Source organism: Micromonospora coxensis (assembly GCF_900090295.1).
GTDB lineage: Bacteria > Actinomycetota > Actinomycetes > Mycobacteriales > Micromonosporaceae > Micromonospora > Micromonospora coxensis.
The window spans coordinates 933438-950725 of record NZ_LT607753.1; the positions used below are offsets into that span (position 1 = coordinate 933438).

Annotated in this window: 14 protein-coding genes; 6 read left to right on the top strand and 8 right to left on the bottom strand. The window is 72.6% G+C overall.

The genetic code is table 11. The features are described 5' to 3' along the window. Nucleotides 1–35: 35 nt before the first annotated feature. Nucleotides 36–896 (top strand): hypothetical protein, encoded by an 861-nt coding sequence (locus GA0070614_RS04160; protein WP_088974714.1) that lies wholly within the window; start codon nt 36–38, stop codon nt 894–896. 220 nt (nt 897–1116) lie between these two features. Then, nucleotides 1117–3390, top strand: a complete 2274-nt coding sequence (locus GA0070614_RS04165) for an ATP-binding cassette domain-containing protein (RefSeq protein ID WP_088974715.1) — start codon at nt 1117–1119, stop codon at nt 3388–3390. A 108-nt stretch (nt 3391–3498) separates the two neighbouring features. Here the strand turns inward: GA0070614_RS04165 and GA0070614_RS04170 are convergent, their stop codons facing one another. The 3 genes from GA0070614_RS04170 to GA0070614_RS04180 form a co-directional block, all read right to left on the bottom strand. Continuing rightward, on the bottom strand, nt 3499–3906 hold the full coding sequence (locus tag GA0070614_RS04170; RefSeq protein ID WP_088974716.1) for a protein-tyrosine phosphatase family protein: 408 nt from the start codon (nt 3904–3906) through the stop codon (nt 3499–3501). A 666-nt stretch (nt 3907–4572) separates the two neighbouring features. Then, nucleotides 4573–5169 carry a hypothetical protein gene (locus tag GA0070614_RS04175; protein ID WP_088974717.1) on the bottom strand — a complete coding sequence of 199 codons (597 nt, stop codon included), beginning with the start codon at nt 5167–5169 and terminating at the stop codon, nt 4573–4575. Between the two features lie 808 nt (nt 5170–5977). Beyond that, the gene (locus GA0070614_RS04180) at nt 5978–6286 is read right to left on the bottom strand and encodes a MazG-like family protein (protein WP_088974718.1); all 309 of its coding nucleotides are present in this window, start codon (nt 6284–6286) and stop codon (nt 5978–5980) included. Between the two features lie 114 nt (nt 6287–6400). Here GA0070614_RS04180 and gdhA point away from each other — a divergent pair, with 114 nt between their 5' ends. Together gdhA and GA0070614_RS04190 are read left to right on the top strand one after the other, a co-directional pair. Then, the gene (gene gdhA, locus GA0070614_RS04185; RefSeq protein WP_088979200.1) at nt 6401–7738 is read left to right on the top strand and encodes an NADP-specific glutamate dehydrogenase; all 1338 of its coding nucleotides are present in this window, start codon (nt 6401–6403) and stop codon (nt 7736–7738) included. 148 nt (nt 7739–7886) lie between these two features. Next, on the top strand, nt 7887–9251 hold the full coding sequence (locus GA0070614_RS04190; protein WP_088974719.1) for a hypothetical protein: 1365 nt from the start codon (nt 7887–7889) through the stop codon (nt 9249–9251). A gap of 72 nt (nt 9252–9323) precedes the next feature. Here GA0070614_RS04190 and GA0070614_RS04195 read toward each other — a convergent pair whose 3' ends face one another. Continuing rightward, complete coding sequence (locus GA0070614_RS04195) at nt 9324–9917, bottom strand: hypothetical protein (protein WP_088974720.1); 594 nt, start codon at nt 9915–9917, stop codon at nt 9324–9326. A gap of 468 nt (nt 9918–10385) precedes the next feature. On the opposite strand from GA0070614_RS04195, the gene GA0070614_RS04200 reads away from it, so the two are divergent. After that, nucleotides 10386–11192: a GNAT family N-acetyltransferase gene (locus GA0070614_RS04200; RefSeq protein ID WP_088974721.1), complete on the top strand. Its 807-nt coding sequence runs from the start codon at nt 10386–10388 to the stop codon at nt 11190–11192. Between the two features lie 80 nt (nt 11193–11272). Here the strand turns inward: GA0070614_RS04200 and GA0070614_RS04205 are convergent, their stop codons facing one another. From GA0070614_RS04205 to GA0070614_RS04215, 3 genes are all read right to left on the bottom strand, one after another. Next, a complete protein-coding gene (locus GA0070614_RS04205; RefSeq protein ID WP_088974722.1) occupies nt 11273–11908 on the bottom strand; it encodes a hypothetical protein in 636 nt (211 codons plus the stop codon). Nucleotides 11909–11920: 12 nt separating this feature from the next. Beyond that, nucleotides 11921–13615: a DUF4012 domain-containing protein gene (locus tag GA0070614_RS04210; RefSeq protein ID WP_231933525.1), complete on the bottom strand. Its 1695-nt coding sequence runs from the start codon at nt 13613–13615 to the stop codon at nt 11921–11923. A gap of 222 nt (nt 13616–13837) precedes the next feature. Beyond that, a complete protein-coding gene (locus GA0070614_RS04215) occupies nt 13838–15052 on the bottom strand; it encodes a glycosyltransferase family 4 protein (protein WP_088974724.1) in 1215 nt (404 codons plus the stop codon). Between the two features lie 156 nt (nt 15053–15208). Here GA0070614_RS04215 and GA0070614_RS04220 point away from each other — a divergent pair, with 156 nt between their 5' ends. Then, on the top strand, nt 15209–15763 hold the full coding sequence (locus tag GA0070614_RS04220) for an arsenate reductase/protein-tyrosine-phosphatase family protein (RefSeq protein WP_088974725.1): 555 nt from the start codon (nt 15209–15211) through the stop codon (nt 15761–15763). Here GA0070614_RS04220 and GA0070614_RS04225 read toward each other — a convergent pair. After that, a complete protein-coding gene (locus GA0070614_RS04225; RefSeq protein WP_088974726.1) occupies nt 15744–17198 on the bottom strand; it encodes a polysaccharide biosynthesis tyrosine autokinase in 1455 nt (484 codons plus the stop codon). The genes GA0070614_RS04220 and GA0070614_RS04225 overlap by 20 nt on opposite strands. Nucleotides 17199–17288 lie beyond the last annotated feature (90 nt).

Genomic DNA, 17288 nt, shown 5'->3' on the forward strand with positions numbered 1-17288 from the left:
CGTCGACGGCCCGGCGGAGACCAGAGGAGAGGTACATGGCCAGGCCCACGCGGAAGAACGCGGTCCTCAAGCTCGCCGGAGTGGGCGCCCTCGCGGCGCTGCTGCTGGCCGGCGGACTGCAACTCGCCTCCGCCGGCGAGAACACCGGCAACGCCAGCGGCGCCCAGACCGTGAACTGCCCGACCGTACGCGACAAGCTGCCGGCGGTTCCCGCCTCGGCCGCCGCCGGCGTCGAGCGCGAACTGGCCAACCTGGACGAGGAGATCGCCCGGCAGAACGAGCGCCTGGCCAAGCAGGCGGCCAACCCCCAGGGCGGCCCGAACTTCATCAACAACGCCATCCTCGGCCCGCTGAAGAACAAGCGGGTGGCGGTGCTGGACCGCATCGAGATCAACTTCAACCGGGCCGGCGCGCAGCGACCCGACCTGGACAGCCTCGCCACCTGCACCCTCAACGCCCCGGGCGTCGCCAGCGCGGTCAACGGATCCGCCCCGGCCGGCGGCGGCAACGCGGGCGCAGGCAACGGCAACGCGGGCGCAGGCAACGGCAACGCGGGCGCGGGCAACGGCGCCACCGGCAACGCGGGCAACGGCAACGTGGCCGGCGCCCGGACGGTGAACTGCCCGACCCCGCAGATCCCGGCCGTGCCGGCCCAGGCCGCCGCCAACGTCCGGGCCGAACTGGCCCAGCTCGACAAGCAGATCAGCGAGGCCAACGCCCGCCTGGCCCAGCAGGCGGCCAACCCTCAGGGCGGCCCGAACTTCATCAACAACGCCATCCTCGGCCCGCTCAAGAGCAAGCGGCAGGCGGCGCTCGACCGCATCGAGATCGCCTTCAACCGCGTCGGCGCCCAGCGGCCCGACCTGGACGGCTTCGCCACCTGCGGCCTCAACTGACCGCACCGAGCCGACAGCGGCCCGGCGGGGTGACCGCCGGGCCGCTGCGCATCCGGCCACTGGGGACGGTCGACATCGGTCACCGGCCTCCGGCCGTGCCACGCCCGGACCGCCTGTAGCCTGCACCCACGTTTGAGACTTCGCGTCCCGGCCAGCGCGGATCACCTGCGCACCGTCCGGTCGAGGTTTACACGATAGGTTCAATGAGACGCTAGACGGCATGCAGCAGCCAGCGCGATCCGCAGCCGACAACCACGACGTCATCGAGGTACGGGGTGCCCGGGAGAACAACCTCACCGGAGTCTCTCTCGACATTCCGAAACGGCGACTCACCGTGTTCACCGGAGTCTCCGGGTCGGGTAAGTCGTCCCTGGTGTTCGGCACCATCGCCGCCGAGTCCCGCCGCCTGATCAACGAGACCTACAGCACGTTCCTCCAGTCGTTCATGCCCAGCCTGTCCCGGCCGGAGGTCGACTCGCTGCGCAACCTCACCCCGGCGATCGTGGTCGACCAGGAGCGGATGGGGGCGAACTCCCGCTCGACCGTCGGCACGGCGACCGACGCGTACGCGATGCTGCGCATCGTGTTCAGCCGGCTCGGCACCCCGTACGTGGGCGGGGCCGGGGCGTTCAGCTTCAACCTCGCCGAGGGGATGTGCCCGACCTGCGAAGGGCTGGGCCGGGTGTCCGACCTGGACGTGCACGCCATGGTCGACGTGGAACGCTCCCTCAACGACGGGGCGATCCTGGTGCCGAACTTCGCGGTCGACTCCTGGTACTGGCAGACGATCGTCGGCTCCGGCCTGTTCGACCCGGACCTCAAGCTGCAGGACTACACCCCGCAGCAGTGGCAGGACTTCCTGCACAAGCCGGCCACGAAGTTCAAGATGGGCAGCAACAACTGGACGTACGAGGGGCTGGCGGTCAAGGTGCGCCGGCTCTACCTGGCCAAGGACCGCGAGTCGATGCAGCCGCACATCCGGGCCTTCGTCGACCGGGCGGTCACCTTCACCACCTGCGCCGACTGCGGCGGGGCGCGGCTCAACGCCGCCGCCCTGTCGTCGCGGATCGCCGGACGCACCATCGCCGACTGCTCGGCCATGCAGATCAGCGACCTGGCGGAGTTCGTCCGTGGCATCGACGACCCGTCGGTCGCACCGCTGGTCGGCGCCCTCCGGGAGACGCTGGACTCGCTGGTGGAGATCGGGCTCGGCTACCTCAGCCTGGATCGGGAGTCGGCGACCCTCTCCGGCGGCGAGGCGCAGCGGGTCAAGATGGTCCGTCACCTCGGCTCCAGCCTTTCCGACGTGACGTACGTCTTCGACGAGCCCACGGTGGGGCTGCACCCGCACGACATCGCCCGGATGAACGACCTGCTGCTGCGGCTGCGCGACAAGGGCAACACCGTGCTGGTGGTCGAGCACAAACCGGAGACCATCGCGATCGCCGACCACGTCGTCGACCTCGGCCCGGGCGCCGGCTCGGCGGGCGGGCGGATCTGCTACACCGGGGACGTGGCCGGCCTGCGCCGCTCGGACACCCTGACCGGCCGCCACCTCGACCACCGGGTGACCCTGCGCGACCCGCTGCGCCGGCCGTCGGGCTGGCTGCCGATCCGCCACGCCGACCTGCACAACCTGCGCGACGTCGACGTCGACCTGCCGTTGGGGGTGCTCACCGTGGTGACCGGGGTGGCCGGCTCCGGCAAGAGCTCCCTGATCCACGGCTCGCTGCCCGGGCGGGACGGGGTGGTCGTGGTCGACCAGTCCCCCATCCGCGGCTCCCGACGCAGCAACCCGGCCACCTACACCGGCCTGCTCGACCCGATCCGCACCGCGTTCGCCAAGGCCAACGGGGTCAAGGCGGCACTGTTCAGCGCCAACTCCGAGGGCGCCTGCCCCACCTGTAAGGGCATCGGCCTGGTCTACACCGACCTGGCGATGATGGCCGGCGTCGCCAGCGTCTGCGAACGGTGCGAGGGCCGGCGCTACACCGACGAGGTGCTGACGTACACGCTGCGGGGGAAGAACATCAGCGAGGTCCTGGCGATGTCGGTCGCCGAGGCCCGGGAGTTCTTCGCCGGCGGCGCGGCACGCGCCGTGCTGGACCGGCTGGCCGACGTCGGACTGGGCTACCTGAGCCTGGGGCAGCCGCTGACCACCCTCTCCGGCGGCGAGCGGCAGCGGCTCAAGCTCGCCATCCACATGGCCGAGAAGTCCAGCACCTACGTGCTGGACGAGCCGACCACCGGTCTGCACCTGGCCGACGTGGACCAACTGCTCGCGCTGCTGGACCGGCTGGTCGACGCCGGCAACACGGTGATCGTCATCGAGCACCACCAGGCGGTGATGGCGCACGCCGACTGGATCGTCGACCTCGGGCCCGGAGCCGGGCACGACGGTGGACGGGTGGTCTTCACCGGCACTCCGGCCGACCTCATCGCGCAGGCCGACACCCTCACCGCCCGACACCTGCGCGAGTACGTCTCCCGCTGACCGTGGGGCAGCCGGGTGGTGGGCGCGCGGCGGCCACCACCCGGCTCGCGGTGCTAGCCTCCGCGACGGGCCCGCGGGTGTCGGTGACGTGCTCGCCGGGCTGCCGTTCTAGGGCAGGCGGCGCAGCCAGGCGCGCTGCCACGGGGTCTCCACGGCGCGCGGGTGGTACCGCTCGCGGACCCAGGAAACCGCCTGGGCAGCCGGCAGACCGTCGAGGACCGCCAGGGCGGCGAGCGCCGTGCCGGTCCGGCCGACCCCGCCACGACAGGCCACCTCCACCCGGGCCCCGTCGTGTGCCCGACGCAGCGCCTCGCCGAGCGCGTCCAGGGCGTCGGCCCGGTCCAGCGGGAGCCAGAAGTCCGGCCAGCGGATACGTCGGTGCGGCCAGGCCGGCTCCGGGCCCGGCGCCAACAGCAGGGCGAAGTCGGCGGGCGAGGCGGGATCGCCGACCCGGCGTCCGCGTACCGTCGCGCCACTCGGCAGTACGACCACTCCAGCGCTCTCGGACCAGTCCACGCCCTGATTGTGCCGCCACCGGCGCAGAAGCGCCGCCCCCGACCGGGTGGGTCGGGGGCGGCGCTGAAGGGTGCCGGTGTGCAGGTCGCCTCTCGGCGCGTGGCGCGACGCGGCTCCAGCCGAACGGTATTCCGCGACGGCATTTCAGGTGAGGCCCGGGGACACTGGACACACCGACACCCGACTCAACACGCTACCCGCCTTCACCCTTCCCCCACCCCCAGTGACCCCCACCACCGCCCCGCACCGCGATCAGAGGCTCGTCTCCCGACCACCGCACGGCGACCCGGACCGGGACCCGCCCCCTGGGGCAGCCACACCGGCCTGCGCGAGGGGCGAGGATTGAAGGAGATCTTGGCGAGTTGTCGTTCGCGGTGAACGACAACTCGCCAAGATCTCAGCCCGCCTCGCGGGCACCCCCCGGCCGGACCGACGAACGATGCCTCAACCGCCAGGGGGCTGTGGACGTGTGGACGTGCCGCCGCTACTGACCACGCCACCCGCCCCCATCCCTCCTCGGGGTTGACAGTCGCGGAGATCCACACCGCCACCACCCTCATGATCGATGCGGCGGGCGGCCTGACCGCCGGGCGGCTCGGCTGGATACGCCGCTGGCCGGCACCCCGTGTTCGGGGTGCCGGCCAGCATGCGCAGTGCGTGGGTGGGTCAGCTGTTCCAGTGCTCGGCGACGAGGTCGGCGGCCTGCTGCTCCCACTGGGCGTAGTGGTCGGGGTAGGCCGAGACCTGCACGGTCTGGGCGGCCTTGGTCAGCGGCATGTCCTGCCAGCCGTCGACCTGCTTCAGACCCTTGAGGAACGCCAGGGTGGAGTACTCGGGGTCGGTGATCTGCTCGACCGTGCCCCAACCGCTGGAGGGGCGCTGCTGGAACAGGCCCTGCGAGTCGTGATCGTTACGCTCACCGAGGTGGCCGAGGTTCTCCAGCTTCGACTCCTGCAGCGCCGTGGCGATCGACACCACCGCAGCCCGCTCGTCCATGCCCGCCTTCTTGGTGGCGGCGATGATCGCCTTGACGTTGCCGACCTGCTCGTCCGACAGGTCGATACGCGACTGCGCACCCTGCACACCGTGCGGAATCAGCTTGCCCTTGTCCACAGCCGACTTCTCAGCGGCCATGACGGCGACGGTCTTCACATCGGCAGCCGGGGCGGCGTGCGCCTCGGTCACCGGACCGGCGAACACACCACCGGCGAAAGCCAGACCAGCAATACCCAGAACGCTCTTACGAATGATCATGGTGTTCATAGCAAAGCTCCATTCGGGGGTCGACACACACGCGTCGCCGGGGGACGACACCGCATGCGGGGCACCTCGACAGGCGCTCACACAACAAAGGGGGGAAAGTCGATAAACCGGCTCCAGCGCAAACCCTGACCCGCTCACGGATCAGGTCACACGAGCGGGGGGGCTCGGCGATCACGGTGCGGACCATCAAGCTCGCGGTCACACCGACGGGGGTCACGTCAAGCACGGAGGCTTGCGGCGCCGGGACCATGTGTAACGACCGGCGGGCCACCAACATTCCGGCCCCACACCCCCGGACCAGGCCCCGGGATCAGGGCCGGTACAGCCGGGTGTGCTGCTGCGATCGTCCAGAGAATGTAACGACCCCCAGCCCGCCACCATTCCGCCACCCGAGTGCCCCCGACCACAGGACCCCGCACACCAACCAGACACCAACCAGACACGCGGGCCACCACAACAGCCACCCGAACCGGACACCCACCCCAGACTGACCCACCCGCACACCACCCTCAGGTGCAATCGATGTCGCCAGAGCAGCAACAACCGCACCCGAAACCGGCCAACCAACCCCGTGACCCGAAGCGAACACCCCGGCCCGCGTACCCGAAACGGACACCACGGACGCCGCACGCCCGGACGGCCGCCGACCACCGACACGCGGCCGAGGTCGGCCGCCGACCGCCGACGCGCGGCAGAGGCCAGCCGCCTGAACCCGACGCGAACGCCCCCGGACGCGTACCGAGGCGGACACGGCGGACGCCGCGGGCACGGACGGCGGACGCGCACGGCGGGGTGGGGCCGGCCGGACTCAGGTGATGCGGGAGCGGACCTTGTCGGCGCAGGCGGTGACGACGGTCCGGGCGTCCAGGCCGAGGCTCTCGATGGCCACCAGGGCGGTGAACACGACGTCGGCGAGTTCGGCGGCGACCTCCTCGCGGGTGTGCGTCACCCCCTTGCGTGGGTTCTGGCCGACCAGGCCGATCCACGCGCCGGCGACCTCCCCCGCCTCCTCGGTGAGCTTGAGGATCCGGCAGGTCAGCTCGGCCTGCCCGGTGCCGTTGGCGGCGTCCAGCCAGCCGCACGAGGCACGGACCGTGTCCCAGATCAACTCGTCCATCGGATCAGTGAACCGGACAGGGGTGACGATCCGTATCCGGGGGCGGTCGGCGGCACGCCGTCGGCCCGGTGGGGGCGACGCGGCCACCACCTGGACCGGAAAGGACGTGTGGTGATGCCGGAGGCCCCGGAGTCGGTGTACGCCAGTGTGGTCGCTCGGAACCCGGGCGAGCCGGAGTTCCACCAGGCGGTACGGGAGGTGCTGGAGAGCATCGGCCCGGCGCTGGCCCGTCACCCCGAGTACGCGAAGGCGCGGATCATCGAGCGGATCTGCGAGCCGGAGCGGCAGATCATCTTCCGGGTGCCGTGGGAGGACGACCACGGTCGGGTCCGGGTCAACCGGGGCTTCCGGGTGGAGTTCAACAGCGCGCTCGGTCCGTTCAAGGGTGGCCTGCGCTTCCACCCGTCGGTGTACCTGGGGATCGTGAAGTTCCTCGGCTTCGAGCAGATCTTCAAGAACGCCCTCACCGGTCTGCCGATCGGCGGCGGCAAGGGCGGCGCGGACTTCGACCCGAAGGGCCGCTCGGACCGCGAGGTGATGCGCTTCTGCCAGAGCTTCATGACCGAGCTGTACCGGCACATCGGCGAGCAGACCGACGTCCCGGCCGGGGACATCGGGGTGGGCAGCCGGGAGATCGGCTACCTGTTCGGGCAGTACAAGCGGATCACCAACCGGTACGAGTCGGGGGTGCTGACCGGCAAGGGCCTGTCGTACGGGGGCGCGCAGGTGCGCACCGAGGCGACCGGGTACGGCGCGGTGTTCTTCGCCGAGGAGATGCTCAAGCAGACCGGGGACAGCCTCGACGGCAAGCGGGTGGTGGTCTCCGGGTCGGGCAACGTCGCCACGTACGCCATCGAGAAGGTGCACCAGCTCGGCGGGACGGTGGTGGCCTGCTCGGACTCCGACGGGTACGTGCTGGACGAGAAGGGCATCGACCTGGAGCTGCTGCGGGAGCTGAAGGAGCTGCGGCGCGCCCGCCTCGACGACTACGTGCGGCACGTGCCGCACGCGGTGGCGGTCTCCGGTCGTACCGTCTGGGAGGTCCCCTGCGACCTGGCCATCCCCTGCGCGACGCAGAACGAGATCGGCGGGGCGGAGGCCGCGTCGCTGGTGGCCGGCGGCTGCGTCGCGGTGGTGGAGGGGGCGAACATGCCGACCACGCCGGAGGCGGTGCGCATCCTCGGCCGGGCCGGGGTGCGGTTCGCCCCGGGCAAGGCGGCCAACGCCGGCGGGGTGGCGGTGAGCGCGCTGGAGATGCAGCAGAACGCCAGCCGCGACTCGTGGACCTTCGTCCAGTCGGAACAGCGGCTGCGGGAGACGATGCGCGACATCCACGCCCGCTGCTGGGCCACCGCCGAGGAGTACGGCCTGCCGGGCGACTACGTGGCCGGCGCGAACATCAACGGCTTCCGCCGGGTGGCCGAGGCGATGCTCGCGCACGGGCTGGTCTGACGCCCGCCGGACGGTCGGTGCTGACCGGTCGGTCAGGTGGAGCATTGACAGCCCTCACGGAACGGGCCTAGCTTCAGTGCGCTACCGGCCGGTAGGCACCGTCCCGCCTGGCCGCCCTCGGGCGGCACCCGTCCCCGGGGGAGCATCGATGCTGTCCTCAACCACCCGCCTCACCCGCCGGCTGCTCGCCGTCGGCGCGTCCCTGGCCCTGACCGTCGGGCTCGCCGGCGCGGCGCCGGCCACCGCCGCCGGCGACGACGGCTCGCAGCCGCTGCCCGGCTACACCATCACCAACCCGCCGCTGGCCCCGCTCGTCGTGGGCGGCGCGCCGACCACCGTACGGCAGGGCGTGCACCGGCACGCCGGCTACATCGTCGAGGTGCCGGCGGCCTGGAACGGCGAACTCGTCATGTGGGCGCACGGCTACCGCGGCCAGACCACCGTGCTCTCCCCCGAGGCCCCGGGGTTCGGCCTGCGGCAGCGGCTGCTGGGCCAGGGGTACGCCTGGGCGTCGTCGTCGTACACCACCAACGGCTTCGACATCCGCTCCGGCGTGGTCAGCACCCGGGAACTGGCCGACCTGTTCGCCTCGACCGTCGAGCGTCCGAAGCGGACGTACGTGGCCGGGGTGTCGATGGGCGGCTACGTCATCGGCCGATCGCTGGAGCAGTACCCGGGCTACTACGACGGGGCGCTGCCGATGTGCGGGGTGCTGGGCGATCACGAGCTGCTCGACTTCTTCCTCGACTACAACCTGGTCGCCCAGGCGCTCGGCGGGGTGCGGGCGTACCCGACGCCGACCGACTACCTCAGCAACGCGGTGCCCCGCATCCAGGTGGCGCTCGGCCTGGCCGGGCTCACCCCCACCGGGCCGGACACCACGAACGAGCGCGGCAAGCAGCTGCGGGAGATCACGGTCAACCGCTCCGGCGGGCCGCGCCCCGGCGCGGAGGCGGCCTTCGCGGTCTGGAAGGACTTCCTCTTCGCCATCAGCACCACCGACGGCGGGGACTCACCGGCGCAGCGGCCCGGGCAGCTCGCCACGAACCTGCTGACCCGCTACAGCCCGAACGGCCCGGTCGACGTCAACGCCACCGTGCAGCGGGTGCCGCCGGAGAACTTCCGGCAGCGATTCTCTCCGGTGCTGACGGAGGTGCCGCGCATCGCGGGCCGCCCGACCGCGCCGGTGCTCGGCCTGCACGGCCTGGGTGACCTGTTCGTGCCTTTCTCCATGGAGCAGGCGTACGCCCGGGACGCGGCACGGCACGGCCGCAGCCGGCTGGTCGTCCAGCGGGCCGTGCGGGCCACCCAGCACTGCGAGTTCACCCCGGCCGAGGCCGGCGCCGCCTGGGACGACCTGGTCTCCTGGGTACGCACCGGAGTGCGTCCCGCCGGTGACGCGGTCACCGATCCGAAGGCGGTCGCCGCGCCGGACTTCGGCTGCCGGTTCAGCGACCGTGCCGCGTACGACGCCGGCGTCGGCACCCGCCGGCTGTACGCGAAGTGCCCCTGACGGACGCCGGATACGCCGCTGGCCGGCACCCCCTGTTCGGGGTGCCGGCCGGCGTGCTCAGTGCGTGGTGGGTCAGCTGTTCCAGTGTTCGGCGACGAGGTCGGCGGCCTGCTGCTCCCACTGGGCGTAGTGGAAGGGGTAGGCCGAGACCTGCACGGTCTGGGCGGCCTTGGTCAGCGGCATGTCCTGCCAGCCGTCGACCTGCTTGAGGCCCTTGAGGAAGGCGAGGGTGGAGTACTCGGGGTCGGTGATCTGCTCGACCGTGCCCCAACCCGAGCTCGGGCGCTGCTGGAACAGGCCCTGCGAGTCGTGGTCGTTGCGGTCACCCAGGTGGCCGAGGTTCTCCAGCTTGGACTCCTGCAGGGCGGTGGCGATGGCGACCACGGCGGCGCGTTCGTCCATGCCGGCCTTCTTCGTGGCGGCGATGATGGCCTTGGTGTTGGCGATCTGCTCGTCGGACAGCTCGATGCGCGACTGCTGGCCCTGCACGCCGTGCGGGATCAGCGTGCTCTTGTCCACGGCCGGCTTGTCGGCCTGCACGGCCACCGCGGCCGGCGTCGTCTCGACCGGAGTACCGGTGTCGTGGTTCAGCGGGCCGGCGGCGAGGCCACCGGCGACGGCGAGACCAGCGATACCCAGAACGCTCTTCCGCATGATGGTGTTCATCAGACAAGCTCCATTCGGGGGGTCGACACACACGCGCGTCGTGGGGGACGACATCGCGCGCGGGCACCTCGACAGGCGCTCGAAGGCTTTGGGGCCCGGCAGCACAGGCGACACAGGTTCGCGGCGCCGGGACCATGTGTAACGACCGCCCACCGGCCGGCATTCCGACCCACGCGATCCGCCTCGGGCCTGGCAGCGGGGGGTGCTGCTGCGGTCGTACAGAGGGTGTAACGACCCCGCCCCGGCCACCATTCCGCCGCCGCCGTGGCGCCGGCCACGGGACGCCGACCCCGATCCCCGCAACCCGCCCACCAGCCGGCACACCGACCCGGCCGATCCACGCGGACCGGACATCCGCCGCAGACTGCGCAGCCGGCCCCGGGCACCCGAATCGTGCCGGGCCGGTGGGACCGGGACGGCGGGGAAACGGATTGGCCGAGGTCCGGGCGGGGGCACTACGGTGCCGGGATGCCATTGGAGATCGACCTGGACGTGCCGACCCGGCACCTGCTCCGTGCCGACGACGGCACCGCCCTCGCCCGCCTGCGCCTGCACGACGACGACGGGGAACGGGTCGCCGCCGAGGTGAGCCCGCTGCCCGGGGTCGACGTCGGCACGGTGGCCGCACAGGCGCGCCGGGACCTGGCCGGCGCACGGCTGGAGACGCCGCACGACGAGCTCGCGCACGCCCTGGTCGCCGGCGGGCTCACCCTGCGTCGGGCCGCCACCGACATGCGGCACGACCTGGCCGTCGTACCGGAGCCGGTCGCCCTGCCCACCGGGTGGTCGCTGGCCCCGGCGGGCTGGGACGACGACCTGGCCGAAGGGCTGCCGGCGGCGTACGGGCCCACGCATCCGGACGGTCCCTGGCAGCCGGACGACACCGCGCAGATCCAGGCCATGTTCGACCGGGGCGACCCGGTGCCGCCGCTGCTGGCCGCCTCGGCCCGGGTGGTCGGACCCGACGGGCGCAGCGCCGGTCACGTGCTCTGCGCCGGACCGGTGCCGTGGACCGAGGACACCTGCGCCTGGATCCTCAACCTCGCGGTGGCCCCGGCGGCACAGGGCCGGGGACTGGGACGGGCGCTGCTCGGCCACGCCCTGCGCGGCAGCCGGGCGGCCGGTCTGCCCCGGCTGGGCCTCTCCGTCGGCTGTGGCAACCCGGCCCGCCGGATGTACGACGACGCCGGATTCCGGCCGGTGAGCCGGGTGCTCACGGTGCCGCTGCCACCCGCGGGCCACGCCGACGAGGTGACGCGGTCACCGGTGGACTGACCCGGACCGCACGTGCGGGCGCCCGCCGGATGGACCGGCGGGCGCCCGCGCACCACTGTCCGGGCACTGCCCGGTCGGGGTCAGCTCGCCGACCCCGCGCCGAAGCGGTTGCGCCGGCGCCACAGGACGCTGCCGACCATGAGGACCATGCCGGCGCCGACCAGGCCGCCACCGACCTTCAGCGGCGTGCCGAGGCTGTCACCGGTGACGGGCAGGTGGTGCGGCGGACGCTTCTTGGGCAGCACGGTCAGGGTCGCGCTGGCGGTCCGGTCGGACTCGCGGCCGACGGCGGTGAAGGTCAGCCGACCCACGTCCGACGGCCGGTAACGCTTGGTGAAGCGGCCCAGCGCGTCGGTCCGCGCGGTGAAGCTGCGCGGAGCGGGGTGCGGGTACGCCACCGCCGTCATCGCCACGGCGCTGCCGTCGCTGCGACGGGCGGGAGCCTGGCCCGGGATCGGGGCGGCGAGGGGCGCCACCGACACGGTGATGTCCACGATCTCGTTGGGACCGAAGTTGCTCCCCCGGAGCACCACGGACTCGCCGATGACGATCGTGGTCGGGCTGACGGTCAGCGACGCCGGCGCCGGCACGTAGTCCGGTGGCGGCTGCCCACCTGCCGGGGGCTGCGGCTGGGGCTGGGCTGCCCCCGCCGCGGTCGGCACTGCCACGACGGCGAGGCCGACCGTGAGCGCCATGATGATGCGGGATAGCCGCATGATGCTCTCCTCCTACTGGTTGCAGCTTGGTGCGGGAACTACTTGGGTGGTCCACGGGGTGGCGGTCGGGGTGAGCCAGAGCTCCGGCGTGCCGTCGGTGTCCCTGCCGGTGAGCAGGTCGACGTCGAGGGTCCGGGTGGCGCCGGGGCGCACCTCGACGTTGGCGATGGCGACCTGGCGGCGCCGGTCGGTGCCGCTGCCCATGTGGGCCTCGACCCCGTCGAGGCGGGCGCCGATCACCGCGCCACCGGCCGGGCTGTACACCGTCACCAAGGTGCGGGCGGTGTACGGGTCGCCCGACTTGCCCATGCCGAGCACCGCCTTGGTCAGGCCGGAGTCGGGCAGGGACGAGTGCAGGGTGAAGCGGAGCCGCAGCTGCCGCCGGCCCTCGTCCTGACAGTCGCCGACCGTGACGGTCGCCGACGGGCGCAGGTAGTAGCCGAGCTTCGCGCCGCTGCCGTCGTTGAGGAAGACACCGACGGTCGGCGCCTTCTCCTGCTCCGGCAGGATGCCGCCGATCCGGTTCGCAGCGAACATCCGCTGTTCCTCCGGCCGGGCACTCCAGAACAATATCCGGCGTTCGGTAATCGAACGGTCAAATGCGGACAGAATCCCTCGCGGGTTGACATCCCGGCCGAGCAGCGAGTTGAACACCGCCGCCGCCGAGGCCGCGTAGAAATCGTCCTGGGTGTCCAGGTCCATCGTCAGGTAGCTGTCCGCCAGCAGGGTCCGCACGACGGTCTTCGCCGACAGGGCCGGATAGCCGGGCACGGTGACCGATCCCACCGCCGACAGCAGGTACGACAGGGCCACCGGGTCCACCGCGAGGACCCCGTCGGCCGTGACCCCGGCACGCCGCCGGACCATCTCCCGGTAGAGCTTCGCCGCGGTCGGGAAGTGCGGGGTCAGGTTGACGTCGGCCGGATACATGCCGGGCAGGTCGGTGTAGAGCGCACGGGTCTCCGCGTCGATCGCGAGGGGCGGGACGAACCGTTGCAGGTCGACGGCGGTCCCCTGTTTCACCAGGTCCACCCGGCCGTCACGGGCGCGCACGACCGCGTAAGCGCCGAACATGCCGCCGGTGGCCCGCAGCTCCGACAGGTTCTGCGAGACGAGCAGGTAGGTGCGGGCCCCGTCGGCGCCGAGCAGCGCGGGCAGCAGCTGGGCGCCCTTGGTGATCCCGGAGAGCAGCCCGGCCAGCTTGTCGACCTCGACCCGGAGCCCGTCCAACGCGTCCCGGACCTCCGGCAGCAGCCCACCGGTCGGCACCGAGCGCAGGCCGGCGCCGCTGTCGTGCACCACGGCGTCGACCCGGGTCAGCCGCTGCGCGACGGACCGCAGCGCGCCCAGGTCGAGTCGACCGTCCCGGGGCACCAGCGCGGACACGTCGGTCTGCACCAGCGGCGGGAACGCCTCCCGGGCCAGGTCGTCGACGGTGACCGCGATCCGCCGGACCGCGGTCAGGTCGTCACCGGTGTACGGCGTGTTCCCCGCCAGCCACCAGGCCGGCCCGCCGGTCGCCGAGCGGGCGGCGCCGCTCTGCTCCTGCAACGCGGCCAGGGTGCGCTGGGCCCGCGCGGTGTCCCCGGCGACGATCTGCGCGCTGAGTTCGCGGGCCAGGCCGGCGGCGTTGAGCAGGTTGGCCCGGGCCTGCCACCCGCGGAAGCCGACCCACCCGGCGCCGGCCAGCAGCAGTGAGCCGACCACGAGGCCGACGAGCAGGACGCGGCGAACCCGCGCCCGCGTCCGCCGCCGCAGCCACCTCCGGCCACGACGAGACCTACCGCTTCCCGTCACACCACTCTCCTGCTCCGAAACGGACAGAAATGACGATTCATCGATTTTCTAGCACGAAGATAGACACCGAAGGACGAATATCGGCTTTTCCAGGGCGTCCGATCAGGATCAGGAGGACCTTTCGGGTGACGGTCAGCGTCGACGGCCGACCGCCACCTCGCGCAGCAACTCCTCGATCCGGTCCACCCCGGCCCGCAGCGACATCTCCCGCAGGTACGCCTCCCGCCCCCGCCGACCCATCTCCATCCGGGCCGCGGCCGGGATGGTGGAGGCCAGCCAGAACCGGTCCGCCAGCGTCGCCCAGTCCTCGGGCGGACAGGACAACCCGGCCCGGGCCCGCTCGACGAGTTCGACGGTGTCCCCACCGGCGGAGGCCACCACCGGCCGGGCGCAGGCCAGCGCGGCCTGGAGCTTGGCCGGCACGCTGCCCCGCAACTCCGGCAGGTCACGCAGCATGATCAACTGATAGTCGGCAGCGGCGTACAGCTCCGGCATGTCCAGCGGTGAACGGCGCTCCACGAACCGGACGTTGCGCGCCCGCAACTCGGCGGCGAGCCCCCGCACCCGCCGCTCCTGAGCGCCCGATCCCACCAGCACCAGGTCCATCCGGTCGTCGAGCGCCACGGCCGCGCGTACCGCGGTCTCCAGGCCCTGCCGGGCGCCGATCGTGCCGGCGTGCATGACCACGCACCGGCCGTCGCGGCGGACCAGCCCCTGCGCCGCCCGTCCCGGCCGGACCGGTTGGAAGATCCGCTCGTCGGTCCAGTTGAGCACCACCCGGACCCGCTCGGGCGGTACCCCGTCGGCCAGCACGAGGTCGCGCATGGACGGCGCGGCGACCGCCACCACGTCGGCCTCCCGGTGCACCCGGCGCATCGCGGTGAGCAGCCGCCCCGGGCGGTGCGGCAGGTCCGGGCCGTGCTCCTCCTCGGCCCACAGGTCCTGCACGTGCAGCACGGTCGGTACCTGGCCGAGCATCCGCAGCAGCGCCGCGGTGGCGAAGGCGGTGGCGGGCAACTGGAAGACGTAGAGCACGTCCACGTCGGCCAGGTAGCGCCGCCCGACCAGGGCGACACTGCCGGCGAACGACAGGTAGCCGGCCATCCGGGCCCGGGCCGAGGCGTCCCCGCCGGCGTAGCGCGGCACCCGCCGCACGGTGAGCCGCTCACTGCGGGTCACGTGCCGCCAGCGCTGCCGCCAGCCGGGATAGACGTGCCCGCCCGGGTAGTCCGGGAAGCCCGTCAGCACGCGCACCTCATGACCCCGGGCGGCCAACTCCTCGGCCAGGCTGCCGGGGATGAACGCCGGCTCCGGCGGGAAGTGGTACGACAGGATGCCGATCCTCACCGGCTCCCCCTCGACGACCCGGGGACCGGCGCGGCGACCGGCCGCCGCCGTGCCGGCGCATAGGATGCCGGCAACCCCTCCACGTCCGGCCGCCACGGCCGGCGGACCGCCGTCGCGGCGCCCCCTCCCGCGACCCCACCCAGGAGAGGGACCGCAGTGGTCGACGGGTTGCTCATCGTGTGCCACGCCAACATGTGCCGCTCGCCGATGGCCGAGTACATCGCCCGACAGCTGTTCGGGGACGGGTCGGTCCCGGTCACCAGCGCCGGCACCCACGCCCTCGACGGCCGGCCGATGCACCCGTACGCCGCAGAGGTCGTCGCGGGGACGGGCGCCGATCCGGCCGGGTTCGTCTCGCGGGAGCTGCGTGCCGAGCACCTGGCCGGAGCCGCCCTGGTCCTCACCGCCACCCGCAGCCAGCGGTCGCGGTGCACGGCGCTGGCGCCCGCCGCCCTGCACCGGACCTTCACGCTGCGCCAGTTCGGACGGCTGGCCGCGGCGGCCGAGTCCTCACCGGAGGCCGCCGAGGACCCGCTGCGGGCGGCGGTGGCGGCCGCCGCCCGCGCCCGGGGGCGGCTGCAACCCGCCGCCCCCGACGCGGACGATCTGCGGGACCCGCTCGGCGGCACCCCGGAGGACTTCCGGCGCTGCGCCGAGGAGATCGAGCGGTCGATGAGACCGGTCGTGGCACTCATCGGGACAGCCGGGTGAGTTCCTGTGTCCGGTCCGTCACCCGAGCGGCCCCGGCCGGTCCGGCGCGGTGCGCCGCCGAGGCGCGGTCCGCGGGGACCGAGGGCTTGGTGGCGATCCGGTAGGCCTCGTACTGGTACGCGTCCGCCTTGGCGACCTTGGTCATGTTCAGCACGCAGCCGAGCAGGCGGACCGAGACCGAGTGCAGCGACCGGGCCGCAGCCGCGACCTGGGTCCGCGAGGTCCGCCCCTGCTGGGTGACGAGCAGCGCGCCGTCGGCCTGCACGGCCACCACCACGCCGTCGGTCACGGCCAGCAGCGGCGCGGTGTCGATGACCACGATGTCGGCCGACTCGCGCAGGGCCAGCAGCAGGTCGGCCATCGCCTTCGACCCGAGCAGCTCGCTCGGGTTCGGCGGGGTCGAGCCGCTCGGCAGCACCAGCAGCGACTTGTCGCCCCACCGCTGCACCACGTCCCCGACCTGCACGTCGCCGACCAGCACGTCGGTGAGGCCGACGCCGCCGTCGAGGCCGAGGTAGTCGGCGACCTTCGGCCGGCGCAGGTCGGCGTCGACCAGCAGCACCCGCCAGCCCGCCTCGGCCAGCGCGATGGCCATGTTGCAGGAGAGCGTCGTCTTCCCCTCGCCCTGCAGCGCGCTGGTCACCGCGATCACCCGGGCCGGCTCGTTGACGTCGACGAAGCGCAGGTTGGTCCGCAACTTGCGGACCGCCTCGGCGCGGGCCGAGGTCGCCGCCTCGCCCACGATGAGCGGGGCGGCCTTGGCGCCGGGCTCGAAGGGGATCTCCCCCAGCAGCGGACTGCCGGTGACCCGTTGCAGGCCCGCGGCGTCACGCAGCCGGACGTCCACCAGGCCGCGCAGGACGGCCAGGCCGGCGCCGAGGAGCAGCCCGATCAGCGCGCCCAGGAGCAGGTTGCGGGTGGGCTGCGGCGAGACGGGACTGGAGCTGACCCGGGGACCGCTGACCACCTCGATCTTGATGGGCGCCGACCGACCCTCCGGGGGAGTCTCGACCTTCTGCACCAGCTCGACGAACTTGCTCGCGAGCGTCTCGGTGAGCTTCATCGCCCGCGCCTGGTCGGTGTCGGTGACGGTGGCCCTCAGCAGCACGGTGCCCGACTCGGTCGAGGTGGCGACCCGCCGTTGCAGGTCGTCGGCGGTCAGCCCGAGCGGCGTCTCCGCCACCACGCTCTGGGCCAGCCGGTCACTGCGCAGCAGGTCGGCGTACGACTTCACCCGCTGCTGCAGGAAGAGGCTGCCCTGGTAGGCGTCCGTCACGCCCTGACTCGGAGTGGTGACGAAGAAGGTCACCGACGCCACGTACCGGGGTGGCGTGCGGACCGTGATCAACGCAGCCGATCCGATCGCGACCATCAGCGTGACCAGGACGATCCACCAGTGCCGGCGGATCAGGCGCAGATAGGTGCGGACCTCCATCACGCCTCCCCTTCCGCCAGGACATTTGGCCCGTGAAACTGCACGAAATCCCCCTTGATGGCACTAACGACGTGTCAGGATCTAAACGGT